Source organism: Sphingobium sp. TB-6 (assembly GCF_012927365.1).
Classification (GTDB): Bacteria; Pseudomonadota; Alphaproteobacteria; order Sphingomonadales; family Sphingomonadaceae; genus Sphingobium.
On sequence record NZ_JABBGL010000001.1, the window covers coordinates 1 to 25067 of the forward strand.

20 protein-coding genes and 2 pseudogenes are annotated in these 25067 nt (G+C 60.2%); 9 read left to right on the forward strand and 13 right to left on the reverse strand.

What is annotated here, in order from left to right:
* Nucleotides 1–247: 247 nt before the first annotated feature.
* Nucleotides 248–1186, reverse strand: a complete 939-nt coding sequence (locus HHL26_RS00005; RefSeq protein ID WP_087576006.1) for an SDR family oxidoreductase — start codon at nt 1184–1186, stop codon at nt 248–250.
* Between the two features lie 79 nt (nt 1187–1265).
* Here HHL26_RS00005 and HHL26_RS00010 point away from each other — a divergent pair, with 79 nt between their 5' ends.
* A complete protein-coding gene (locus HHL26_RS00010; protein ID WP_087576005.1) occupies nt 1266–1871 on the forward strand; it encodes a TetR/AcrR family transcriptional regulator in 606 nt (201 codons plus the stop codon).
* 104 nt (nt 1872–1975) lie between these two features.
* Here HHL26_RS00010 and HHL26_RS00015 read toward each other — a convergent pair whose 3' ends face one another.
* Genes HHL26_RS00015 through HHL26_RS00025 form a run of 3 tightly spaced genes read right to left on the reverse strand, consistent with a single transcriptional unit; the run spans nt 1976 to nt 4141 of the window.
* Nucleotides 1976–2482, reverse strand: coding sequence for a DUF1097 domain-containing protein (locus HHL26_RS00015; protein WP_169575601.1), 507 nt, complete (start codon nt 2480–2482; stop codon nt 1976–1978).
* Nucleotides 2479–3234: an SDR family NAD(P)-dependent oxidoreductase gene (locus HHL26_RS00020; RefSeq protein WP_346765552.1), complete on the reverse strand. Its 756-nt coding sequence runs from the start codon at nt 3232–3234 to the stop codon at nt 2479–2481. The genes HHL26_RS00015 and HHL26_RS00020 overlap by 4 nt, the downstream gene beginning before the upstream one ends.
* Nucleotides 3235–3256: 22 nt before the next feature.
* On the reverse strand, nt 3257–4141 hold the full coding sequence (locus HHL26_RS00025) for an NAD(P)H-binding protein (protein WP_169575603.1): 885 nt from the start codon (nt 4139–4141) through the stop codon (nt 3257–3259).
* A 134-nt stretch (nt 4142–4275) separates the two neighbouring features.
* On the opposite strand from HHL26_RS00025, the gene HHL26_RS00030 reads away from it, so the two are divergent.
* Nucleotides 4276–5211 (forward strand): AraC family transcriptional regulator, encoded by a 936-nt coding sequence (locus tag HHL26_RS00030; RefSeq protein WP_169575604.1) that lies wholly within the window; start codon nt 4276–4278, stop codon nt 5209–5211.
* Nucleotides 5212–5338: 127 nt separating this feature from the next.
* Entirely contained in the window at nt 5339–5713 is a 375-nt protein-coding gene (locus HHL26_RS24440; protein WP_277349328.1) for a LysR family transcriptional regulator, read from the forward strand.
* Nucleotides 5714–6627: 914 nt separating this feature from the next.
* On the opposite strand, the gene HHL26_RS00040 is transcribed toward HHL26_RS24440, so the two are convergent.
* Entirely contained in the window at nt 6628–7401 is a 774-nt protein-coding gene (locus HHL26_RS00040) for a transposase (protein WP_169575605.1), read from the reverse strand.
* A 163-nt stretch (nt 7402–7564) separates the two neighbouring features.
* Here HHL26_RS00040 and HHL26_RS00045 point away from each other — a divergent pair, with 163 nt between their 5' ends.
* Together HHL26_RS00045 and HHL26_RS00050 are read left to right on the forward strand one after the other, a co-directional pair.
* Nucleotides 7565–8602: a prolyl oligopeptidase family serine peptidase gene (locus HHL26_RS00045; RefSeq protein ID WP_169575606.1), complete on the forward strand. Its 1038-nt coding sequence runs from the start codon at nt 7565–7567 to the stop codon at nt 8600–8602.
* Between the two features lie 242 nt (nt 8603–8844).
* The gene (locus tag HHL26_RS00050; protein ID WP_240962235.1) at nt 8845–9807 is read left to right on the forward strand and encodes an alpha/beta hydrolase; all 963 of its coding nucleotides are present in this window, start codon (nt 8845–8847) and stop codon (nt 9805–9807) included.
* A 55-nt stretch (nt 9808–9862) separates the two neighbouring features.
* Here HHL26_RS00050 and HHL26_RS00055 read toward each other — a convergent pair.
* Both HHL26_RS00055 and HHL26_RS00060 read right to left on the reverse strand, forming a co-directional pair.
* Nucleotides 9863–10069 (reverse strand): annotated as a pseudogene (locus HHL26_RS00055) (transposase); the annotation flags it as partial.
* A gap of 72 nt (nt 10070–10141) precedes the next feature.
* Nucleotides 10142–10894 (reverse strand): annotated as a pseudogene (locus HHL26_RS00060) (IS110 family transposase); the annotation flags it as partial.
* 72 nt (nt 10895–10966) lie between these two features.
* Between HHL26_RS00060 and HHL26_RS24110 the strand changes: the two are divergent.
* Entirely contained in the window at nt 10967–11320 is a 354-nt protein-coding gene (locus HHL26_RS24110; protein WP_240962236.1) for a hypothetical protein, read from the forward strand.
* Here HHL26_RS24110 and HHL26_RS00070 read toward each other — a convergent pair.
* From HHL26_RS00070 to ptsP, 5 genes are all read right to left on the reverse strand, one after another.
* Nucleotides 11304–12218, reverse strand: coding sequence for an AraC family transcriptional regulator (locus HHL26_RS00070; RefSeq protein WP_169575608.1), 915 nt, complete (start codon nt 12216–12218; stop codon nt 11304–11306). The two genes, HHL26_RS24110 and HHL26_RS00070, sit on opposite strands and share 17 nt — an antisense overlap.
* Before the next feature lie 513 nt (nt 12219–12731).
* Nucleotides 12732–14081 carry a carbohydrate porin gene (locus HHL26_RS00075; RefSeq protein ID WP_176392478.1) on the reverse strand — a complete coding sequence of 450 codons (1350 nt, stop codon included), beginning with the start codon at nt 14079–14081 and terminating at the stop codon, nt 12732–12734.
* Nucleotides 14082–14123: 42 nt separating this feature from the next.
* Nucleotides 14124–15815 carry a fructose-specific PTS transporter subunit EIIC gene (locus HHL26_RS00080; protein WP_169575609.1) on the reverse strand — a complete coding sequence of 564 codons (1692 nt, stop codon included), beginning with the start codon at nt 15813–15815 and terminating at the stop codon, nt 14124–14126.
* A complete protein-coding gene (locus tag HHL26_RS00085) occupies nt 15812–16762 on the reverse strand; it encodes a 1-phosphofructokinase family hexose kinase (protein WP_240962237.1) in 951 nt (316 codons plus the stop codon). Before HHL26_RS00085 ends, HHL26_RS00080 begins: the two co-directional genes overlap by 4 nt.
* Nucleotides 16759–19260 (reverse strand): phosphoenolpyruvate--protein phosphotransferase, encoded by a 2502-nt coding sequence (gene ptsP / locus HHL26_RS00090; protein WP_169575610.1) that lies wholly within the window; start codon nt 19258–19260, stop codon nt 16759–16761. The genes HHL26_RS00085 and ptsP overlap by 4 nt, the downstream gene beginning before the upstream one ends.
* 131 nt (nt 19261–19391) lie before the next feature.
* On the opposite strand from ptsP, the gene HHL26_RS00095 reads away from it, so the two are divergent.
* The 3 genes from HHL26_RS00095 (at nt 19392) to HHL26_RS00105 (ending at nt 22855) form a co-directional block, all read left to right on the forward strand.
* Nucleotides 19392–20399 (forward strand): LacI family DNA-binding transcriptional regulator, encoded by a 1008-nt coding sequence (locus HHL26_RS00095; protein WP_169575611.1) that lies wholly within the window; start codon nt 19392–19394, stop codon nt 20397–20399.
* 4 nt (nt 20400–20403) lie between these two features.
* Nucleotides 20404–21243 (forward strand): shikimate 5-dehydrogenase, encoded by an 840-nt coding sequence (locus HHL26_RS00100; RefSeq protein ID WP_169575612.1) that lies wholly within the window; start codon nt 20404–20406, stop codon nt 21241–21243.
* Nucleotides 21244–21925: 682 nt separating this feature from the next.
* The gene (locus HHL26_RS00105; protein ID WP_169575613.1) at nt 21926–22855 is read left to right on the forward strand and encodes a hypothetical protein; all 930 of its coding nucleotides are present in this window, start codon (nt 21926–21928) and stop codon (nt 22853–22855) included.
* Nucleotides 22856–23644: 789 nt separating this feature from the next.
* Here HHL26_RS00105 and HHL26_RS00110 read toward each other — a convergent pair.
* Nucleotides 23645–24850 (reverse strand): replication initiator protein A, encoded by a 1206-nt coding sequence (locus HHL26_RS00110; RefSeq protein ID WP_087576098.1) that lies wholly within the window; start codon nt 24848–24850, stop codon nt 23645–23647.
* Nucleotides 24851–25067: the final 217 nt, after the last annotated feature.

Here is a 25067-nt window from a genome sequence, read left to right on the forward strand (position 1 = left end):
CCGGCGGAAAACCACCAAAACTCGCCATCACTGCCGTCATGAGAAAGCTCATCGTCACCGCAAATGCCCTGCTCAAGGCAGATCGCATCTGGCGCAAATCACTCGCTTGACCATCACGGATACTCTAGACGTGGATCGGCAGACAACAGCGCTCGCAATGATGACCATTACAGAACGAAAGCTGCTGGTAGCCATGTCACTCCGTCCAGGCCGAACCCGGATGGGCAGCCAATTATCAGCATGGCTTTCATGAGTGCTCCAATTGCCCGGCTGAGGCAAAGACCCCACCCGTTAGCCGCTCGGACTCCGCCCACAGCCTTGCAGCAGCGAGTGTATCCAGTGCCTGCGGAGGTGCTTTCGCCACAGCGGGATAACCGCGCATTTCGCCCATCCGATCCGGCCCGTAATAAGTGCCGGGCTTCGCCTCTGGCGATGTCGCGGCGTAAAGCGTCGGCAACGCGCCCTGCCACGCAGGTGAAAAAAGGAACGGCAGGAAGCGGCGGAGCCTTCCGTTCATGCTCTGCCGACCCGCCCCATTCACAATCAGATCGGTGGCGGTGACGCCGGGATGCGCGGCGAGACTGGCGATGCCCCATCCACCGGCCTCGCTCCGCCGCTGTAGCTCGAAGGCGAACATGAGGCAGGCGAGCTTCGACTGACTATAAACCGGCATCGGTTTGTAGCCATTTTCTGCATTCAGATCGTCGAAGTTGATCGCACCGCCCCGTGCGGCGACGCTCGACAGCGTGACGACACGCGGCTTCTTCCCCTTCCGCAGCAGCGGCAGAAGGCCGGCCGTCAATGCGAAGTGGCCGAGATAATTGGTGCCGAACTGAAGCTCGAAGCCGTCGCTGGTTTCGCGGCGCTCCGGCGGATTCATCACGCCAGCATTGTTGATGAGGAGATCGAGGCTAGCCCGTTGCCCTCGCAGCCGCTCGCTGAACTCCGCTACCGATTTGAGGCTCGCCAGATCGACCTGCTCAAACCGGACATTTGCTGCCGGGACTTGCGCGCGGATGTTTTCGACCGCTTGCGCACCTTTGCCGGGATTGCGCCCAGCGATGATGACCTCAGCGCCAGCCCGCGCGAGCGCCAGGGCATCTTCATATCCGAGGCCGCCGGTGCCGGTGACGATGGCCGAGCGGCCTTTTTGAGAGGGAATGTCGGATGCCATCCAGTTTGCCATAATGATACCTTTGCAGAGATTCGCACTTGGTGTAAGATTAGAATTACACTAAGTGTGATTTCGCACCAAGGGAAATTTCATGACGTATGAGAGTGGCGACAGTTCACCCACCGTTGGACATCGGGAGCGCAAACGCCGCGAGACCGCGAAGCGCATCAAAGAGGCTGGAATCCGCCTGTTCATGGAGAAGGGCTACGCCGCGACCACGCTCGACGACATCGCGGTTGAGGCTGGCATTTCCCGGCGAACATTCTTCTACTACTACAAATCCAAGGACGATATTCTGCTGACCATGCAGAACGGCACGGGCGATATTCTTGCCGATATCCTGAGAGATGAGCCACTTGATAAGCGGCCTCTGGAGGCGGTGCGCGATGCGGTCGTGAGGGTTTGTGCGCCTATTCCGACGAACGAGTTGCTTGTCCTGGATCGATTGATGCGCTCCAGCGAGACGGTCCAGGCCCGGAAGGCAGCCACATATATTCAACACGAGCAGACCGTGTTCGCGGTCCTACGCGAAAAGTGGCCGGAGCCGGAGCGTGAGGCTGCCCTCAGATGGATTGCTATGCTTTCCATCGGGGCAATGCGCCTTTCGCTCGAGGCGTTTAACCGTGAGGGCGGCAAGCGCGCCCTCGTGGAACTCGTGCGCGAAGCATTCGACGCGCTGGAGGCCGAACTCCGATAGCTTGATGTATCCGTTTGAAGGAAAACGGCCAGAAAGCTGCCGCGGGGCAGACTGTGCACGCCTTGCCACATATTTGCGAACTGTACACCCCGGATCAGCCGCAATCATTCTGCCCAGCGACGGTTGAGGGCTTGGCAAGTGTAGCCAGCAAATCCGCCGATGGAGGTAGCAACCGCAAGGTGAAGGAAAGACGCGCCGGTGATGTCGAATTCGGCAGCGAACCAGATCACCATGCCAAGGAACCAGGCGAGCATGTTTCCGGCGATGCGGTTCGTTCGCAGGCCGACGATGACGAGCGCCACGAGAAACACGACCAGCGGCAAGGCTAGTTGTCCGAGCCACGATATGAGCGCCCCGGTTAGAACTCCGGATACGGCACCGATGGCAAGGCCAAACCACAGGCATAGCATGGCCGACAGGCTGTTGGTCAGCGATGTCGGACGCGTGAACCAGGCTATAAATCCGGCGAACATGACCCAGACTTCCAGTGTGAGTGCCGCGCTGACCCATGCGGCAAAGGCCGCCACGACCGAGGCGATCACCGTCCAGAGCATGAATTTCCCGCGAGATTGTCTGCGGGCGGCCGTGGTCTGATTTCGGACGTTGCTCATGCTGACCTCGGATTGAATAGGTCGAAATGTCTGGCATATTCGCCGCGTCGTTCGGCGTAGCGGTGTCCCTTGACGCGCTCGACAAGGATTTCGCCTTCGGGCGTGTTCCCTGCTTCGAGGTTGGACATTACCTCGGCAATGAACGCGTCGAGGGGCATGGCGTGCGGATCGGCTAATTGGGCAGGCCCGCTCAGTTCGCTTTGCACATAAGGCGGCACCAGTTCCAGCACCTCTACCCCGGCCTGCTCAAGCTGAACACGCAGCGACTGTATCCACGAATGCAGGAACGCCTTCGACGCGCAGTAGGTCGGAAAATTGTTCCGCGGCACGAAAGCAAGGCCGGAACTGGTGGTCAGCACCGCAGCGTTCGGCTTTCCGGCGATGAGCGGCAGGAAGGCAGCCGTGGCGTTGACCACGCTCATGATGTTGGTTTCGATGATGTCACGGGTCGTCGCCAGATCGGCCTCACCGGGAGCGAGCTTTTCCTGGCGCGAAATACCAGCGTTATTGATGAGGACATTGAGATCGGGCTCCTCGGTAGCGAGGCGGCAAGCCAGTGCAGCGATCGCATCCGCATCGCGGACGTCGAGCACGATGCCGCGCATGCCCGGATGTTCTGCACTGATCTGATCCAGTCGACCCTGTCGCCGTCCGGCGATGATGACCCGGTTGCCCCTCGCGTGAAAAGCTTCCGCAAGGCCACGGCCGATACCGCTGGTCGCCCCGGTGATGAGGACGGTGTTCCCTGTCATTTTCATGGGTTTGTTCCTTGCCTCAGGCGTCGAATGCCGGCTTGAGGATGGTTTCGCACCACGTCCGGAAGCTCGTCGGGCTGGCTGTCTCGGCGGTGCGGGGAATGCCGAGATCGAGCCCTCTGGCCTTGGCCCGGGCCATGTCGGTCATCCCCGCCGCCATCGCTGGCGTGAAACCGCGCCTGATGAACATGTCCTCATAGGCCTCGAAGGTCATATTCGTGCAGACGATTTTTCGCCCCCCGACCTCGCTGATGATATCGGCCATCTGATTGAAGGAGATGTTTTCCGGCCCAAGCACGGGCACTTCTTGCTGTCCGGTCCAGCTATCGTCGAGCAGAAGGCGCGCCGCTGCCGCCGCGATATCGCCGACCGAGCAGGCGGGCAGTTCCAGATCGCCGGGGATTGGCATGAAGAACATGCCCTTTTCGCGCATGACAGGGAGTTGCCAGAGCAGATTGTCCATGAAGGACGGCATGGCAAGCGAGCGCAGATGCGCACCGGTCGATGCCAGGAGATCGTCCATGGCAAGAGAAGCTGTCACATAACCGGCTTCGCCCGCGTAAGGCGTGCCACGTCCCAGGGCCGTAATGTCGACGACACGCGCTACGCGGTGCCTGCTGATCGCCTCCGCCGCCGGGCGGGTGAAGCCGACATAGGCCTCCTCGACGGAAGGTGCCTGATCATCGGCGGGGCAGAGCCAGAACAGATGCGTCGCTCCGGCAAAGGCGCGGTCAACGACCGCCGCATCGTCATGGCTGCCCTCCACGATCTCCATATGATTGAAAATATCCCTAGGTAGCTTCGTGGCGTCGCGCACGATGACACGGACCGGCGCGGTTGCGGCAAGGAGGATCGGAAGCAGATCCTGTCCGATCCTGCTGGTGGGGGCGGTGATGACAATCACGAGGTGTCCTTTCGACTAACGACACGACAGGGCGATCATGCCCGTCCACATCTTCTGAATACGGATTAGAGCTTGCGATCCGGACGATCCATCTTGTATCGTCCGCACATCTTCTTCAATCGTACGGATTTCCGATGGATCCGCTCTCGGACCTTCTCACCCTGCTCAAACCATCGGCCACGATTTCCTCGGGCTTCGACGCCGGGGGCTCGTGGGCGGTCCGCTTTGGCGACCAGGCCGGGCAAATCAAATGCTACAGCATTTTGCGGGGAGAATGCTGGCTTGCCATCGATGGGCTTGAGACCCCGATCCGACTATGCGAAGGCGAGGCGTTCGTACTACCGCGCGGTTTGCCGTTTCGAATGGCGAGCGATCTTTCTGTCGAATCGGTCGAGGCCGGGTCGATGTTTCCGCCTGCACGGGCCGGCGGACAAGTGCGTCTCGGCTCTGGCGGCGAATTCGCGCTGGTCGGTGCCCGCTTCGCGGTTGCGGGCGGGCCATCGGGCCTGTTGCGCACCCTGTTGCCGCCGATTCTTCATCTGCGGACGGCGTCTGAGAAAGCTGCGTTGAACTGGTCGGTCGAACGCATGATGCAGGAACTGCGCGAGAACCTGCCCGGCGCGCGCCTGATGGCGCAGGATCTTGCTCATATGATGTTGCTGCAGGCGCTGCGGGCCTATCTCAACCAGCCGGCATCTGGCGACCGCGGCTGGCTTTCTGCTCTGGCAAACAAGCAGTTACGGATGGCGATCCACGCCATCCACGCCGATCCCGCCCGGCGCTGGACCCTGAAGGATCTCGGCGCCGAAGCCGGTATGTCGCGCACAGTATTCGCCGAACGTTTCCGTGCAGTCATGGGCGAAACCCCGATGCAATATCTGACACGCTGGCGGATGCTGCTGGCTTGTGATCGGCTGGAGCATGCCGACGACCGCCTCTCCACGATCGCCATCGACCTTGGATATGAATCCGAAAGTTCGTTCAGCATGGCGTTCAAGCGCGTCATGGGATGCTCACCGAGTCACTATAGCCGGGGCGTGGAAGAAAGCCGCGATCTCAATCATGCGTAATTCGAAGCTGATCGTTGGGGATTGGCGCCATCCGTCAGCCATGTTCGGCGGCCGGTAAGCTATAGCTTCAGAAAATTCGTCCCTTTGGGAATCCCCCACGTGAGTCACCATCACCAGAGGTGTTAGATTGATCGAGGCGATCATTTCGGGCTTAATGTGGGTTTCGGCCGCGGGACTAGATAGGCTCGGCGCCATGGAGGATTTCAAAGCGGAGTTCCGAGGTATGACGACACATAGGCTCCCGTCGCTGAATGCGCTACGCGCATTTGACGCCGTCGCGCGACATGGAAGCTTCACTGCCGCCGCCAAGGAACTTTGCGTGACACATGGCGCGGTGAGCCGACACATCTCAATCCTGGAAGATAGCTTGGGAGTGAAGCTTTTCATAAGGGGGCGCGCGCACGATCGAACTGACTCCTTCAGCCAAGGATTATCTGTTTTCGATCCAGCAAGCTTTCGATATGATGAAATCGGCTACATTAGCGATCGCTGCACGAAATGATGTTACTCCTCTCAAGATCAAGGGCATACAGACTTTCATCCTGCGCTGGCTCATTCCGCAGATCTATGATATGGGGGAGGCCCGCTAAATATAAGCTATGTACAATCTGGGCGCCCCGTAGATTTCGAACGCGATGACGTCGATCTTTCGATTGAGGCCTTCCCCAGTCCGATGCCAGGAACAACCTCCCACAAACTCATTGAATTTGATCTTATCCCAATTTGCAGCCCGTATAAGGTGAATGGGAAGCCTCCGCCACGGAATTTGGCTGACATCGTTGATTATACGCTACTTTGCCCGGGGAGGACGGCGCTGCCAAATCCGGAACATAACTTATGGCAAATTTTGGCTTAGCAGTGCAGGAATACACGAAGCATACAGGCTGAATTGCTCCTATTTCTCGACCTTTGATCTGATATTCCGCGCGGCGGTAGAGGGATTGGGTGTCGGGATGGGCATGAAATGCTTCCTTGAAGAAGAGCTGTCTAAGAGCGCACTCATGGTTCCGTTCGATTTTTCGGCAAAGGTCGCTATGCCATATTATCTAATTGTACCTGACGCTAAAAAGGATTGGCCAAAGGTTTTGGCATTTCGCGAGTGGATCACGGCCAAGGCTCAGGATGAGGCCATCCCTCTCAACGTGCCGATGCCTTAGCTGGGACCATTGTCGCTGAGAAGCCTGGGCCTGTACAGCACGGTGGCACTGTCGCAGCCCGAGGCTTTGAGGGCCAGACCCAGCGTGTCGGTGACATCCTCCGCCCACATGTTGGTACCCAGCTGGACGGCTTGAAGAACCGGGTAATTTTGGCCAGATGGCGTAGCAAGGAGCGCGCGAAACTGGCGGAAGGCGGTTTTCCGTCGATCTTGGTGGTGTGATTTTTGTATCGGCCGCGCTGTGCAAGCCCGATACCGTTTCATGCGGGCGCAGTTCGGGCTTCGAGCCATGCGAGGCGCTGGAAATTATAGACGAGGTTGGCCCTGCCGATCTTGATCCTGGCGCGAGCGATGCCGATGGTGCGGACGACGAGGCCCATGCGGTGTTTTTGCCCGGCAAAGACGTGTTCGACCGCAGCACGGGCCTTTGATCGCTTGGCATTGGCCCTGGCTATCCGTTCGGGCAGCGGCCGCTTGGGCAGGCGCTTCTGGTGGATATTGCTGGTGAACATGCCCCTGGCGAGGAACGCTTCGGTCTTCTTCGATCGATAGGCGGTATCGGCCCAAACGCCCGAGGCGGTGTTCTCCTTGCTGATCAATTCGGGCAGTCGCGCCCCGTCATGGGCATTGGCGGCGCTCGCATCCCAGGTGCGGATCAGTCCATGGACCCGATCGATCGCCTTGGCCTTTACCAGCCGCTTGCGGAACAGCCAGACCGTGGTGGCATCGGGCACGGTGCCTTCCAGCCCAACTCCCAGGAAGCGCTGGAACGAAAGCCGGTCCTTGATCTGGAATTCCGTCGCCTCGTCGGACAGCGAATACAATGCTTGCAGGACGAGGATTTTGAACATGAGCACTGGATCGAACGGCGGGCGTCCGCCCTTGTTCCGGGGGCCGCGTCGCAGCGCCGCCACCAGCGGACCCCGGAATAGTTCGAAATCCACTACCGCTGACAGCCGTTCCAGCGGATCGCCCGCCACGCTCAACGCCTCATATCGGTCCGAAAGATCAAAGAAACCTGGCTGCACTGCCATCCCTGCCTCCGCTGTCGCGCACCGGCAGTGAATCACCGCAAGCCGTCAAACGCTACCTGTTTGTAGAGGCATCCAGCTGGCGACGATCCGCTGGTGGCGGCAGTCGACCCTGGCCAAGGAATTTGGCGTCGCCGATTGCGATGAGGACGATCTCTACGAGGCGATGGACCTGCTTCGCGTAGATGAAGCCAGCAGGATCCTCTATTTCACGGCGACCGGTCGTGAGCGCGGACGCAACCCTTATTATCGTCACTTATACAGTGTTGGGCTAGACGGCGGAGAGCCTAAGCTGCTCACCCCGGAAAATGCGGATCATGATTTCGCCACCGGTTTCGTCTTCGCAGCGCCGGGCGGCGGCAGCATATCGCCGAGCGGACGCTATTTCATTGATAGTTATTCGACCATCAGTGAACCGGACACGGTGGTCTTGAAAACCATTGACGGACGGGCCATCGCTGACGTCGCTCAAGCCGATATATCACAGCTTTCGGCGGCAGGCTGGCAACCACCCGAGCAGTTTATCGTCAAGGCTGCTGATGGCGTGACGGATCTCTATGGCATCATCATCAAGCCACAGGCATTTGACCCCCTGAAAAAATACCCGGTGATCGAGATCACCTATCCCGGGCAGGGCGGGAAGCTGACGCCCACCACCTTTCGCGAGAATTTCCAGCTCGGGACGACATTGAACGCCTATGCCTTCGCGGAGGCTGGCGCGATCGTCGTTGCCCTGGATGGCCGTGGCGGCGGGCTGCGGTCGAAGAAATTCCGGACGGCGTTTGTCGGTTCGGACGACATATTGGGCGCGGTCGATCATGTGGCCGCCATCAAGGCGGCCGGAGCCAGCCGGCCCTATATGGATTTGGACCGAGTCGGCATAACCGGCCATTCCATGGGCGGTTATGCTACCACGCGATCCATGCTACTCTTTCCCAAATTCTACAAGGTCGGCGTTTCCGGCGAAAGCCCAGCGGATTGGATGATTTCTAGCATCGACATAGCGACCGAGGGTATTGCGGGCGTTCCGACCGACCCCGCGACGATCGACTACTATCGACGGATATCTATGGAAAGTATAGCCGATCGGCTCCAGGGCAAGTTGCTGTTGATCTTTGCGGGATTGGACGAAAATGTGCCCTTTCAAAGCGCATTCCAGACATTTAGAGCCTTTGAGAAGGCGAACAAAGTCTATGATACGTAATCATGCCCGACTCTCCTCATACCGGCGGCAGAGAGCCTTATGGGGTGATGCGCACGATACGATATTTCGCCGAGAATCTGGGTGGTCCCAAAGAGTGAATCTCGTCTTTCGGGCGATGAAAGCGACGCGCAACCCCGGTGCTGCATCGCCAGAATTTCTATTAGCCGTCCTGACAACCCATGCGAGCTATTGCCATGACAATATTTACGCGCCGTGAGTTCGGGACTATTAGTGGGTTAGCCATGCTTTCTTCCTTGAAACTTGGTGTTTTGACAGACGCGCAGGCGTCCGCCGCTTCTCCTTCTGCCACGCCCTTCGTCGATCCGGAATTGATGAGGGCTCTGCAGGCATTTCAGCAAAATCCCGCAATCGCGAACGCATCTCCTCCCGAATGGGTCGAACGTAAAATCCCCGGCCCGGCGGGCGCGCCCGATGTGCGGGTCTATATTCTCAACGGAGGCAAGGCGAATGGAACGGCTCGACCTGCTATCCTGCACATGCATGGCGGCGGTTACACCATGGGATCAGCGCTTATGTCGATGCCACAACTCAGCCTGATCGGTGCGGCCCTCGATTGCATGATCATGACAGTGGACTATCGCCTGGCGCCGGGAACGCCCTTTCCCGGCTCGCTTGAGGACAATTATGCTGCACTAAAATGGCTCCATAAGAATGCGGCCGCGTTGGGCGCGGACTCGTCGCGCATCGCGGTCATGGGTGAGAGCGCGGGCGGCGGTCATGCGGCGATGTTGGCGATCGCGGCGCGGGATCGGGGTGAAATCCCTATATTATTTCAAGCCTTGATCTACCCCATGCTGGACGACCGCACCGGAACTACCCGTCAGGTTCCATCGCACATCGGCAGTTTGGTGTGGACGGCGGAACAGAATCGTGCGGGGTGGACGGCATTTCTCGGAATGCCAGCCGGCGGGAAAGAGGTTCCTCCAGGGTCTGTTCCGTCGCGGATCGAGAATCTCGGTGGGCTACCGCAAACCTTCATTGTTGTCGGGGCGATCGACCTCTTTCTGGAAGAGGACATCGTCTATGCGCAGCGCCTGCTTGAAATCGGCGTTCCGGTAGAGCTTGTCGTAATCCCTGGCGCCTTTCACGGCTTTGACTTTATCGCCCCTCAGGCTGCGATCACCAAGCGCCTTCAGGCGGCGACGATGCAAGCTCTCAGGAGGGCCTTCGAGCGAGCGGCATGAATGTGAAGAGACTACGAAAGCCAGATCGCGCCGGAACAATACCGACCTGTATTGATCACGACCCACGCGCCCATTTGCGGCGTCCGATTGTCATGATGCGCCATGGCTGATCGACCAGCCTGTTCCCGGCTTCACAGCAAAGGTCGATGATGTTGTCGTGGGATGTGAAGATGCGGTTGGATAGCCAGTTATCGCGCGTGAACTGCCATATATTTTCTACCGGGTTGAGCTCAGGGCATTTCGGCGGCAGTGGAACGTCCGATCACTTTGCCCTTACTGTTCCTCGATCTTCTCACACGCCCGACGCACCGGAACTGATCGCGCGATCGCTTGATCAGGCCGCGACAGCCAACGGATCTCTGTAGTCCTCACCCTTGGTCAGCATCGCCCAGACGGAACGGACCATTTTGTTCGCCAAAACAATGGCCACAAGCATTCGAGGCTTGTGGTCCAGCATTCGGAATAGCCATGATCCTTCCGGTGGCGCTTTACGACCGGCCCAGCGCACAATCGTCATTGCACCTGTGACCGGCAGTCGCCGGATATCACGCTGGCCCATCTTGGACGTCCTGCCTAGCTTCTGCTTACCGCCGGTAGATCGCTGGAGAGGCACAAGGCCCAGCCAGGCAGCAAAATCCCTCCCGCGTCGGAAGGTTTCCATTGGAGGCGCGAAGGCTTCGATAGCCATAGCGGTGATGTGGCCGAGCCCCGGCACGGTCAGCAGCCGAGTTGTTGTGGCCGCCTTGGCCGCTTCTTTCTGGAGAACCTTCTCAAGTGTTGCGATCTGCTCACTCAGAGAGGCGATCTGTGCAAGGTAAAGTCGTGCCGTTTCCACGATCAGCAGGTCGATCGAGATTTCGGTTTCCTCAATCGCGGCCTCGAGTATCCAGACGTTTGTTATCCCCTGCGGGGCGACAATACCATGCTCGGCAAGATGACCGCGCAATGCGTTGATGAGCTGCGTGCGCTACCGGACAAGCAAGTCACGTGTCCTGCACACCATCGCACCTGCTTGCTGGCTCTGAGATTTGACCTCAACTTGGATCATGCGCCCGGACTCGCGATTGAGCTTCTGCGCCAGCGCCTCATCGCCCGCCAGGATTGCCTCTCCCAGCGCCCGGCGGTGCGCATTGTGCAGGGGGATCCTGACGGCGCTGTCATGATGCAGCACACTAATTGTCCCGCTCCGCAGAGCGTAATTGTAAAGAATGTCGATGAAGAGCCTGAACATGATGTTCGGGCTGGTGTCGGCCAGCAACTGAATGAACTCGGCAGCACAACCTCACCCGCCATGCTCACGCCAACAACGCTACAAAAAATTCTTGCCCAGATCTACGCCAAGAATATGTACAGACATCAGTCCGTTCCTTTCCTCTTCCAGCACCGACATCATATCCGATGTCAGGGAAAAGCGGCGGGCCATCCCATAACCAACAGACAGATCCTTGAAACCCTCAAGGGACAACCGCCGAGCGACTGCAATACAGATGCTGAGCCTAATCAGATCGCCTGAGAGCGCCGTAGGTCCGACGACGCGCATGGTCTTGAAGGGGGCTTCTTCCGGTCTGGCGCCGATAGGCCAGCGAAAAGGTGCTGCGACTCCTAAAGCCTAGCTTTTCGGCGATTTCCTTGAGGGACAAATCACCCTCGGCGAGCATCTCTTGCGCTCTGGCGAGGCACGCCGCTCGCACATGTTCGGAGATGGAATAGCCGCTTTCCTGGGAGAAGGCGCGTGACAGATGGCGCGTTGACATATTGCATAACTGCGCCAACTCTATGACGGTCGGTGGCGGTTTGTTCGCGCGCAATCTCTCTTCGATTATTCCGAGCTTCCAACGTGGAAGGCCTCCTCGTTTTTCGGTTGGGAGCTTCTGGAGATGTCGCGCCAGTTCCACGCAGGCGGAAATGATCTGGGCTTCCACCATAAGGGTAGCCCCCAGCCTGGGCCGCAACAATTCGAAATAGGCTTGCTGTAGATTGTGCAACACATTCGGTGCGCGCACGTCTAGGCACTGTTCCAATGCCTGTTCGCTCAGGCCTGTCAGCGCATCTCCAAAAATAGTGACATCAAGCAGGCAGGTAAGCTTGATCGTAGTCCCCGGCGGGCACGTACCCAACAGCGAAACGCCTGGCGGGATAAACAAAGCTTTTCCGATTGGTTGCAATTGCCTCGATCCCCACCTCTCATAGAAAGAGCCGCCGCACGGTCGCGGCCGTCGAAAGGCGAGGTCGAGATAAGCATGTTGCGATGAACTGAATATGCCATGCATGGGCGTGTTCGAGGTGTAATTCTCTACCCAGGCCCGGGATATGCCTGTACGGGCATCGGGGGCCTCGCGCTTGAATGTGATCAGGCTGCGCGTAAAGGCTTGACCGGCAATGGCTTCTGCTCTGAAATTTTGGGGTTTCATGCGTCAGGATCGGCCAAGGAGTTTTCCACCACAAGAGTCGTAGGAAAGGAGCATGCACCGCGTGTTCTAGAGCATCCGCCGGGCTTTGGGAATTCCCGGATTGAACGAACATGACGTAATCGCGGAGGATCCCGGCTAAAGGGCACGGGGTCTGGATTGCTGAAAGGTTGGTTGCCCTCCGATAAGATGAAGAACGGGCTCACGCTTAAAATGATCTTGGCCCCAGCATCGGTTCGCCCGGTAATGGTCAAACCTTCTGGAACTGACGACGTCGAACTTGGGAACACCCGAGAATACCCCCGCTGACCTCAATCTCGACGCTATGCACTTTCACGAGTCGCGCGTGAATTCTCTATCTGCACCAAATGTACGGAAGAGCCCTTGATCGTCGCGCGGCAGTCGGCGGTGGACAACTGCCACCACGGGTTCCGGTCCTTCATAAACCATATGGTAGAGGCACTATCTGCACAGCTATTGCTGAACGCATCGCCCTTGGTAGCAACCAGACCTCTTCTATCGCCCTAGCAAGCGCATCGCATCCACCGTGAACTTGAACCCCAGGATGAAGGCATCCTTGATGTCCCTCGTGCGATCTGGCGCCCCGGTCTGATCAGGATGCAGGATATACTGCAGGTTTGGCGACAGACGGATCGCAGGATTGACCTGAAATCCATAGGCCAGTTCCATCATATATTGATGGCGGCGAATATCGGCGCGCCCACCCGCGGCAACCCGCGCGGCGTTCATCCTCTGCATCGCCAGATCGCTGAAACGCTGATCGTTGATGGCGAAGCCGAACGTATCCTGATCGCGCCTGGCGAACGTGCCGGTCTGTACGATCCCTATGCCCAGATAGCGGCTTTCCTCGACCCGGCCGGACAGGTTGGTCATCGCCACGCCAAAGATGCTGAGCCCCCGCTGCGAGGCCGGATCAGGGCGGGTGAGCATCTGATCGAAGCGGACATAGAGGCCTGACCGACCGTTCCGCGTCGCCGCCGGTCGCCCGGTCAGGATCGCGATATCACCCTGATCATCACGCAGCGGATCGGCATAGTCGCCGCGATCGAACCAGCCGCCCAGAATATAGTGGCCAGGCAGGCGATCATTGGCAGAATCCCGGCCATAGCTCAGTTCCCAGGGCACGATCACCCCGGTCGCATTTTTCGTGCTGAAATTGAAACCATGGTCGCTCGCACGCTTGCGGTCGGGGTTCACTTCGTAAACGCCCGCATGCAGCATGACCTGCGGCGTCACATGCAGCTTGGCATGGGCCATCCAACTCGATGCCGGGAAATAGGTGAAGTTGCTGTTTTTGAAGACGAAGGTCGGATTGCCGCAGGCGGAGTTGGTCTGGAAATGGCAATAGAGCGGAGAGTTGAGAAAATGGATATTCGCTTGGCTGCGCCCGGCTTCGATATCCAGACGCCCGTCGAACAGAGTCTGCTGCCATGTCAGGATGGCGAGATGCGTATTCTGCGTGCCATAAATTTCCTGCACCGACGTATTGTTGCCGATGGCAATGGCGGCCAGATTTTTGCCGTGGCGGTTGGTCACGGCAAAATGAAGCTCCCCCCCGCCAATGCCGAACATCCGGTCAAGATCAAGGTCAGCGCCGACATAGACCTGGCCGGCATGGGCGGCATCACGGCGAAGACCGCCCGAGACATTAGTCGCCGCCTCGCCGGTGTAGCTGAGCGATAGCGTAACACCTTCCTTCTCAATCGGCTGCCATGAGACTGGAGCCTCCGATTGGGCAGCTGGCCGATCACTATCGGCGACCGCCTGATCCTGTGCCAGTGCGACAGGCGTGGCAAAGGCTACGGCACCCGCCACACAGGCGGCACCCATCTTCCCGAAATACATCGAAACTCTCTCCGATTATGCTGTCGCTTACGCGTCAAACCTTCATTTCATTGCGGGACGCTTGAACATTCCGACGAGCAGCGCGCTCACGACGGTTCCGACCAATATGGCCAGCGCATAGACACCTACATGGGTGACGGCGCCGGGGATCGGCAGCACGAACAGGCCCCCATGGGGCACCTTCAGTTCGACCGCCATCGCCATCGATATCGCGCCCGTAACGGCGGAACCAGCCATGAGCGCAGGGATGACACGCAGCGGATCACGCGCCGCGAAGGGAATTGCGCCTTCGGTTATGAATGCCAGTCCCAGCACTGCTGCGGCGGCCCCCGCTTCGCGTTCCTCATAGGAGAAGCGGTTGCGGAACAGGCGGGTGGCGAGAGCGACCGCAAGGGGCGGCGTCATCCCGGCGGCCATGGTCGCTGCCATCGGCGTGTAGACCTGGCTGGCGATCAGGCCGACCGAAAAGGCATAACCCGCCTTATTGACCGGCCCCCCCATGTCGAATGCCGACATGGCGCCCAGGATAAGTCCCAACATGAGCGCGCTCGAGCCCTGCATGCTACGCAGCCAGTCGGTGAGGAACGCCAACGCAGCGGCAACGGGCGTGCCCACGGCATAGAGCATAAGCAACCCGGTCACCAGCGTGCCGAGAAGTGGCAGGATCAAGACCGGCTTTAACCCCTGCAAATTCTTGGGAAGCTGAATCAACCGGTTGAGCCAATCGACGCCATAGCCCGCAATGAAGCCCGCAACGATGCCACCCAGGAAGCCCGCGCCCAGATTGGCGGCCAGCAGGCCGCCGATCATGCCCGGTGCGATGCCGGGACGATCCGCAACCGAATAGGCAATATATCCCGCCAGCGCCGGCACCATCAGCACGAAACCAGCCTTCGCACCGATTTCGAACAGGGCATGCGCCAACGTGCCTTCGGCCGCCGCGTCATTGGCGTGGATGCCCCCCAGCGCGAAGGCGAGCGCGATCAGAAGCCCCCCTGCCACCACGAACGGCAGCATGAAGGACACGCCAGTCATCAGATGCTTATATGGGCCAGCGCGCTTCGCACCCGATGTAGCGGCGGCGGAATCGGCCGGTTGCGATGCAGCCCCTTTACCGCCCTGCACGGTCGCTTCCGCCAGCGCCCGCTCGATCAACCGCGCGCCGCCAGTGATGGCAGGCTTGGTATTGCCGGCAAATACGCGCTTGCCCGCAAAGCGAGCGCGATCGACCTCTCGGTCAGCGGCGATCAGCACGATGTCGGCGGCCGCGATTTCCTCCGCGGTCAGGGGATTACCCGCACCGACAGATCCCTGCGTTTCGACGCGAATGGCATAGCCAAGCTGGCGCGCGCCTTCCGTCAGCCCCTCGGCCGCCATGAACGTATGGGCGATGCCGGTCGGGCAGGAGGTGATGGCGACGATGCGCAGCGTTGTCGGCGACGTGCCCGCTGTCTTGGCCCCGCGCAGCGCCGCAACGGGATCGGCAAGGACAGCCTCCAGCGTCAGACGGCGGTGCGGGCGGCTTTCCGATGGGCCGTCGGTCCCTTCCGGAACGATCAAGAGAAGATCGCCTTCAGCGTCGCCCGGCAATGGATTGACGATGCCCTGAGCGGTACGCAATTCGATTTCGATAGTCTGCCCATTGGCCTGTGCAGCCTTGCGCAGCGCTTCGCCGACCAGGACACCGGCAACACCGGATTCGCCGGCATCGACCACCGCGAAAATCCTGCTCATCGCGTCTCTCCCATCAGAATGTCCGTCTCCACGCAGGCCGCCAGGGCTTCGATCTCGTTCCTTGCAGGCAGATGGGGCCCAGCACAGCCCAGCTTGCCGACGGCAAAAGCGGTCGACAGGCGGGCGATACGATCCAGCCCCGCCCCTTCGATCAGGGCCGCAGCCAGACCGGCAACCATGGCATCGCCTGCACCGACCGTGCTTTCCACGCTTTGCGCCGTCAGACGCGCGCGCAGCGCCTCCGATCGGGTCAGGAACAGCGCGCCCTGTGCCCCCATCGACACGGCGATCAGGTCGACACCACGATCCAGCAGCTTATGTGCGACGTCGACGATCTGATGGGGCGCATCGATCGGACCACCATGCCATTCGGCCAGTTCATGCAGGTTGGGCTTCAGGACAGTCGGCAGGACCGGGCCGGCAAGCGCATGGCGCAGAGCCGGCCCGCTGCTGTCGAGCAGAATAGTCGCCCCCCGCCTCTGCAGCATGGCCGTAAGGGAGGCGTAGATATCCGCGGGACATCCGGGCGGCAGGCTACCCGACAGGATGACAAGGTCGCCGGCCCCGACCTGTTCATCCAGTGTCGCAATGACGGCATCGATGCTCGCCCCGGTTGCGGCGACGCCATCCATGTTGATGTCGGTCGTGCCATGAGGATCGACCAGCTTCAGATTGACGCGCGTGCTGCCGGCATGGCGCTGGCAGCGGTCGATGATCGACTTGGCGGCAAAAAGCACATCAAAGGGAGCAGCGTTGGCGCCACCCAACAACCCCAAGACCGTTACGGGCACATCCCAGTCAGCCAAGCAACTGGCCGCATTTATCCCCTTGCCGCCCGCATCCTGCCGGATGGAACACGCGCGATGCACCTCACCGGGAACAAGGCGGTCGAGCATGACCGTCTGGTCGATCGCCGGGTTAAGCGTGACGGTGAAGACGGCCATCATGCCTCCTCCCCATCCAGCGCGCGTACATCGGCGGCGCTTGCCGCATCAAGCGCGCGGGCTGCGAGCGACTGAAGATCGCCAAGGCTGCTGGCGCGAATGCGCGCCTTCACGGCGGGAATATCGCGCGGGGTCATCGACAATTCATGGACGCCAAGCCCCGCCAGCAACGCAGCCCCGAAAGGATCACCGGCAATGCCACCGCACACTCCCACCCAGCGGTCATGCCGGCGCGCGCCCTCCACGGTCATGGCGATCAGGCGCAAAACAGCCGGATGCAGGCTGTCGGCCTCGCTCGCCAGTTCCGGATTCTGGCGGTCGATGGCGAGCGCATATTGCGTCAGGTCATTGGTGCCGATCGAGAAGAAATCAGCATGAGCCGCCAGCGCATGGGCCTGAACGGCGGCGGCGGGCACTTCGATCATGATGCCGATGGGAATCGCCGGCGCATCCAGTTCCACCCGGACCGCCTCACAGCGTTCCCGCAGGATCACCAGTTCGGATGCGGATGTGATCATCGGGAACATGATCGACAGATCCCCCCCCAACTTCGCGGCACGATAAAGGGCGCGCAGTTGCGGCTCCAGCAGGTCGGGTCGGCGCAGCAGAAGGCGCGCACCGCGCACGCCGAGGAAGGGGTTTTCCTCCTTGGGAAGATCGAGATGCGGCACCTGCTTGTCACCGCCTATGTCGAGCGCGCGAACGATCAGCGGCCGATCGTCGAGCGCGTCGATCATCCCGCGATAAATGGCACATTGCTCCTCTTCACTCGGGCTGTCACCGCGTTCGAGGAACAGGAATTCGGTGCGCATCAGCCCCACCCCTTCCCCGCCTTGTGCCAGCGCGAAGGCGACTTGGTCAGGCCGGTTCACATTGGCGCCAATGGCCAGTTCATGACCATCGCGCGTGCGTGCAGGCAGAGCGCGTTCAGCCTCCTCGGCGGCGCGCCTGGCGGCAATGTCATCGATCCAGGCGCGGGCAGAGGCGATATCCTCCGCCGAAGGATCGAGCCATATGCGCCCGCTGTCGCCATCGACGATGGCAGTTGTCCCGGCCGCCTGCCCCAGCAGATCGGCGCCGCCCGCCACCACCGAAGGCAAGCCGAGGGTACGGGCTAGGATCGCGCTGTGCGAGGTCGGACCGCCCAGCGCGGTGGCGATGCCGGCCACCCGGCTGGTGTCGAGCGTCGCGGTATCCGACGGCGACAGGTCCATCGCAACCAGCACGCACGGCTGTTCCGGCAGGTCGGCCAATGTGCCCACGCTCAGGCCCGGATCGATATGGGCTAGCACGCGCCGACCGACATCGTGCAAGTCGGCGGCGCGTGCAGCCAGCACCGGATTGCCCAGTGCGGAAAGCTGTCCTGCCATGCGGTCGATCGCCTGATGCCAGGACCAGGCTACGCCATGGCCCTCCACCATCAACTGGCAAGTCAGGGTGATGAGGTCGGTATCGTCCAGCAGCCCGGTCTGCGCCGCAAAGATCGCGGCGTCCCCCGCGCCCAGACGCCGGGTGGTGTCGTCGACCAGAGCCTTCATCTGCGCCCTGGTGCGGACCAGCGCATCGTTGAGCAGCGCGCCGCCAGTAACGAGATCGACCGGCTGGTCCGGCACATCCAGTTCCGCCGCAGCCAGGACAAGGACCGGACCGATTGCCAGGCCAGGACTGGCCGCAACGCCCGCGATCATGGCGGGATTGCCATTCGGTTTCCAGCCGCGCACCGGTGCCTTCGCTTTTTCGGCGGCGCGGGCGGCATCCGCCCTTTCGCGGGCGGTGAGGCTGGTAACGGTGCGCATGAATTGGTCCAGCGCCAGTCGGTCATTTGCCGAAATAGTCGCGCAATCACCTGCCTTCAGACCCAGTTGCAGCAGCGAGACAAGGCTGCGCGGATCGGCCATATCCTCGTCATGACGGATGCGCATGGGGGTAGCCACTGCCTTGGCCGCTTCCGCCCAGACCGAGGCTGGGCGGGCGTGTAGCCCGGCCGGATAGTCGACCATCCATTCGATGCTCTCGGACAGATCCTGTGCGGCGGGCCGGGCTTCGCTCGGGGCGGCATCCTGATGGAGGGCGACAGCGATTTCCATCGCATCGTCGGTCGCGATCAGCGTTGCCAGTCGAGCCTCATCCTGGATGAGCCTGGTCAGACGACGCAGAATTGAGATATGGCTATCGGAATTGGCGGCGATGCCGACGACGAGATGGGCGCGCTGACCAGGGTTCCACTCGATCCCCTCGCGCAGTTGCAACAGCACGATACCGTCGCGCCGCACCAGCCCCTTGTCTTCCCCCAGCCCGTGCGGAATGGCGACACCCGACCCCAGATAGGTGTTTGCCACCGCCTCTCGGCGGATCATGCTCTGCTCGTAACCGGGCGCCACACAGCCCGCGGCAACCAGTATCTGGCCAGCCTGCAGGATCGCAGCCTCCTTGTCGGATGCCTGCGCATCGATGCGGATCAGGTCTTCATGGCGAAGCGCATTCAAGGGTTCGGCAATCATAGCTCTTCAGCGTCCTCTCTTTTGCTAAAGAAAACGTTTTCTCGCGATTCTGTCAATACACTTGCATTGTCCCTATATAATCAGTCATATCCTCGGCATCATTGAGAGAGGATGAGGAAAACGATTTTCCCATGACGGTCGGTATCAAGGACGTTGCGCGAATCGCCGAGGTATCGCCGGCCACCGTCTCCCGGGTACTTTCGGGGCGGTCGGTTGATCCAGCCATGCGCGACAGGGTGCTGGCGGCCGTTAGGGCAACAGGCTACCGCCCCAATCTTGCAGCTCGCCGGCTACGTTCGCGCCACAGCAACACTATCGGCCTCATCGTGGCGGATATCCGCAACCCCTTCTTCACCGCCGTGTCGCGCACGGTCGAGGATATCGCCTATGAACGGGGCCTGCGGGTCATATTGTGCAATACGGATGAAGATCCCGCCAAAGAGGCGATGTATCTCCAGTTGATGCAGGAGGAACGGGTGACGGGGGTTATACTGGCGCCTACCCGGCAAGGTGCGGAGAAGGTGTCGCGGGCAAAGGCCGAGCATCCCATCATCCTGATCGATCGCGTGGCCGCGACGACGACGGACTGCGTCGTGCTCGACAATGAAGCGATGGCAGGCGCCTTGGTTGCCCATTTGCATGCACAGGGCTTCGCATCGATTACGGGCCTGTTCGGCGCAGCCAGCACCACCGGCGCCGAACGGCGCGCCGGCTTTGAACAGGCCGCCCGCACGATTGGTATCCACACGCAATCCCTGTCCGTGCCGCATGGCGAGGGTGAAGCGGAAAGGCTGGTAGGCGCCCTGCTACAGGCTCCCGATCGACCCGAAGCCATCATCGCGAGCAATGGCGTGATGCTGATGTCGGTGCTGCGAACGGCGCGTGCGCTGGGCCTGAGCGTCCCCAGCGACTTTGCCTTGGCCGGGTTCGACAATGATGCCTGGACTGAATTTGCAGCGGACGGGCTGAGCGTCATCGAACAGCCGGTGGAGGAGATAGGGCGCACTGCCATGGCTATGCTGCTCGACCGGCTCGATCACCCGAACGCCGCCGCTCGCAAGGTCGTCCTGAGTGGACGGCTCATCGCACGCGGATCCACGATCCGGCCCGACGCATCATCAGGACGCAATGAGGAATGAGGACATGAAACCGCCAATCGGCCGGGACACTAGATTGTGCATGTCGCTGTCAGGTCGCCCTGGAAACGCCGGATCGCGCTTCCATAACTACCTCTACGAGATACTGGGGCTGGACTATGTCTATAAAAGTTTCAGCACCCAGGACCTGGCGGCCGCGATCGGTGGTATCCGTGCATTGGAGATCCGCGGCTGCGCCATCTCCATGCCGTTCAAGGAAGCGGTCATTCCCCTGATGGATGACCTCGAATCCTCGGCCCGTGTGATCGATAGCGTCAACACCATCGTCAACGATGGCGGCCGGCTGACCGGCTACAACACTGATTATGTAGCGGTTCGCCGGCTTCTGGAGAGGCGCATCGATAAACCGGTACCATTTCTGCTCCGGGGCAGCGGCGGAATGGCGAAGGCGGTCGCTGCCGCGCTTAGAGATGCAGGTTTCGCCGATGGCACGATCATCGCGCGTAACGAAGTGGCGGGGCAGGCGATCGCAGACCAATATGGCTATCGCTGGCGCACCGATCTACCGCGGGACAGTGCGCCGCTGCTGATCAATGTCACGCCATTGGGCATGGACGGCAAGGACAGCGACACTCTGGCCTTCAACAAAGACCAGATAGCCGCCTGCAACATCGCTTTCGATGTCGTTGCCCAGCCGATCAACACACCCTTCGTTCGCGCCGCCAGAGCCGCGCGAAAGAACATAATCTCCGGCGGAGAGATCATCGTCCTCCAGGCAGTAGAGCAATTCATCCTGTATACAGGCATAAGACCGGAAGCCGACGATATCCGTGAAGCAACGCGATATGCCCACGGCGCAGACGTGGCTGCCAGAATAGCTGATTAAGCCCCCTTCCTTCCCTTATGCTTATGCAAAGGTGCACAATGCCAGCTATCTCCCTCAGCCGTTTCCTGATCGAGCGACAACGTCAGGCACAGGCGTTTCGGCGCGAATGAATGGGGTGGCCATCTGGCGGCCATGGCCTCTGAGGAGATGGAGACCCTTTATCCCATCCCCAACCGCTAAGCGATTTATCCGCTTTCACGGCAATCCGATCCGGATCGCCCAACCGTGCAGATAATTGCCTAAAAATTAGGCAGCGCCAGACGCTTCCTGAGAAGGAAAAGGAAAGGTTTCCATAGCAGCATACCAAAAACACCTGTCGATGCCTGACGAGCCTCCTAGGAGCAAATATGGCAATTCCTCGTTTCTCCTTCCATGACCGGGCGCAGATAGCTCTCCTCGCCCTTCCCCACCTTTGTTACCTAAGAGAGGAGGCTCTTCACGACGCGATCACCGGGTCTCGGCCAATCCTTTTAGCAAAGAACCGCAGTCGCCCTGTCCGTGGCCTGATCTAGCGTTAATTGAAAGGCTGGCTGTGGCGGAATTATTATGGCATGGAGATATTCGCTTGCCGGACGCCCGAGGCATAGTTTCCATACTCCTCCCCTTCCCCTCCGATACACTCATAGCCAATACAACCAACCATGCTCTTTAGTTGTATAGCTTCTTACGCTATGCTCGGAAAATGCGGGATTTTTCTTCCTCAACGGAGCACGCCCTGCTTCTCCTCGGCCGGCTCGACGGACGGCTCTGCAACAGCCCGGCAGCGGACATCTGGCTAGCCAGGGCCAGGTTGAAGGGGGCGGCGGCCCTGGCTAGCTTTGCGAGCGTTCCCATTGGGGTTACCGACCTTCAAAACTGGATTTGCGGACGAACGCCGCCGCCCCGGCATAGCGAGGGGCTGAACGATCCTTTATCGATCGCGGCTTTGTTCCATTTCGCCCTTTCCGCGACGGATGGGGATGATCCGATCGTTCGGGCAACGCTCAATATATCCCGAACCCTGCTCGACGACCGGAAGGAAGCCGATCTATGGGCAGCCGAGGACTTGGTGCGCTTCGGCCCTGCCTGGCGCATGGCCCAGATGCTGCTGGAAGCCCCCTACCCTACAGCTTCCTTTCACGCGATCGCTCAGCGCCTGATCGATGTTCGAGCGAGCCTCGACACGCCAGTCACCGAAGGCCAGCTGGTGACCACCGTGGACGGACGGCAATGGCGTATCGAGCCGCGGCGGTTCGACATGGGATGGATTCTCGCTTGCCATCTTCCTGGCGTATTTACGGCGACCGGGCTGAGCTTGCGCCGCTTGCCCTCGTTGGTCGCCTTGCCGCGGTTCCTGCCGGATGATGCTGATCTATTGACGGGGCAGATCGCTGCCATGGTCGCTCGCCAAGCGGGACAGGGGTTGACTGAACTGGACCGGCTGGAGGCGAAGCTGGCGCGTCTGCCAGCCGAATTGACGGTGACGCGGCGAAGCAAGGCGCCTTTACTTATGCGTCTGGAATTGGCCTATCCGGGCCTCAACAAGACGGCGGTCGCCCGGTTGCTGGGGATCTCCCACCAAGGTGCGACGAAGCTGGTGGCGCAGGTCGAAAAGCTGAGGAAGGCCAGTTAGAGCGAACGGGCCATTAAGAGCCTATCCAGCTCAATTCCAGAACATATATCTCCCTGTAGTTATAAGGTTTCTAGTTAAGTTAAAGAGTTAGAGGTCGCACTATCCCGCGCGAATCGCAGCAATCGCACGAGTCGGGTTCCAGCGTGCGTTCCCATAAGGTCGATGGTTCGTTCCCGAAATGTCGAAGATGCCGTTCCCGAAATGTCGGGGAAACGTTCCTGAAGGAGCGAACCCCGTTCCCGGAATGTCGAAGGACGCCATTTTGCGCCGGCGGGGTTCTGGAGATTGAATCATATTCGCCAAGGGTGTTGGAAAGGAGGTTCAAAATCATCGGCAGGCGGAGTGAGTGGAGAGCGGCTGGGCCATGGGTTGGCTTTGCTATCGGTACAACCCGACACTTCAGGAACGCTTCTCGCTTACGGCATTCGTCGAGCGGGTTTGAAGGCGCGGATCAGCCATGGATTTATAGGCGGAGCGCTGATGAATACCCGAAACAGAGGTCTGTCTGAATCTCAAGCATGAGAACGCATATCGATCGTTCCAGCGACGCCGTAATGCCGGAGCGTTTCAGGAAAACCTGACTTGATTTTGGGAGACCGCTATTTCAGCGAACAGCAAAGTGTTTACGGCCTAGTGACCCGAATCTGAAGTTCGTCACACTGTTGGGTAGGCGTTGAACGAACTTCAGATTCATCAGGGTCACTAGAAAATATAGGATTCTAGTGTGGTGGATTTGAAATACGCTCCCCACCTGGCCGCTATAATGGGGCGTATTTCAAATCCACCACACTAGAGGCGGTGCCGGTTCTTTTCGTGGAAGCGGCGAACGAAGCCGATGAACGCCTTTTGATAATTGACTGGCGTGCGGGTGGGATCGGCGTCCAGCCAGTCGCGGAATTCCTGATGGAGCGTCTGATAATCCCAGCCGGGATATTCGGCGCGCAAGGTCGCCAGTGTCGCATTGGTGAGTTCCCCGGCACTGGCTTTGGTGGAAAGCCCGGCCAAGGTCCGGCGGATCATGTCGCCGGCATCGACGAGGGGCTCCTTGCCGGCGGGAGCGGGGGAAGATGCTGATATGGCTGTCGCTTTGCGGCTGTTCATGGATCGCGTCTCCGCCGTTGTTCGCGGGGCCGATGTGGCGTTGGGCAGGGGATCGGCCTGTGGGCGACGGCGCATGCGGAGCGACGGCTCGCGCTTGCCGTCGGCCTGTTCCAGTTCGACCGTATAGCCCGGCAGGGGATCGCGTTCGGCTATCTTGGCGATCTCGAACTTGAAGCGGCGATAGGCGCCTTCGGCCCCGGACTTTTCGAACAGGGTCGGCATCGAGATGGCGAACCCCCCCTCCCCTGCCCCGCCGGCATGTTTGCGCGCCACCTTGTAGAGCCAGCGTTCGCGGCCGCCGGTCAGGTCGAAATAAGCGCGGTCGATGCTGAGCACGCCGCCCTGCATCAGCACGCCTTCGTAGAACCAGTTGCTGAGTTCGATGGTCATGCCCCGCGAGCGTTCGGTGCGTTCGTCGACCAACTGGGTCCAGCCGTCGAGCCAGCTAAAGGTGGCTTCGCGGCGGTTTTCGGCGCGGATATTGGTCTTGATCGTAGTGGAGACGAGGCGATCGAGCGACTGGCCGAGCAGTTCATAGGCGCGCCCGGTGGTGGGGCGATGGATAGCGCGCAGCAGGTCATAGGGCATGAGATGCAGCTTGCGCGGAATGTCGTTGAGCCCGCGGCGCGCCATGTCCGCTAGGACCGAGGCGCAATAGATCAATATGTCGGCGTCCCAGATGGTCGCCATGCCATAGTCCGGATTGGCCGAGACATGGACCCAGGCCTTGCCGTCAGGGGAGGTATAGTCGATCGGCTTGACCCGCTTCGACTTGGCGAGGCTGAAGAAGGGGCGCTCCATCATCTCGCGCTGGTCGCGCAGCGGCATGTCCGCAATATAGGGGAGGAAGAGTTCGAACTGGTCGGTGACCTCGGTCTTGGCGGCGCGGGTCATGGGCGGATCCTGAAGATGAGCGGCAGCCCATGGCATGGGGTGGAGGCAAGCGGATCGGTGTCGGCGGGGCGATACCGTGAACGAGTTGGTGGGGTGGAAAGGAAGTGGGAAGGGCAGGGGCTTTGCGCCAGGGCGGGCGGGTTCCGCCGCGCCATTTTTGTGGAGGGGGCGGTTTTGTTTGGCAGAGCGATCGAGCGGGGGTGGGTGTTTCCCCGGG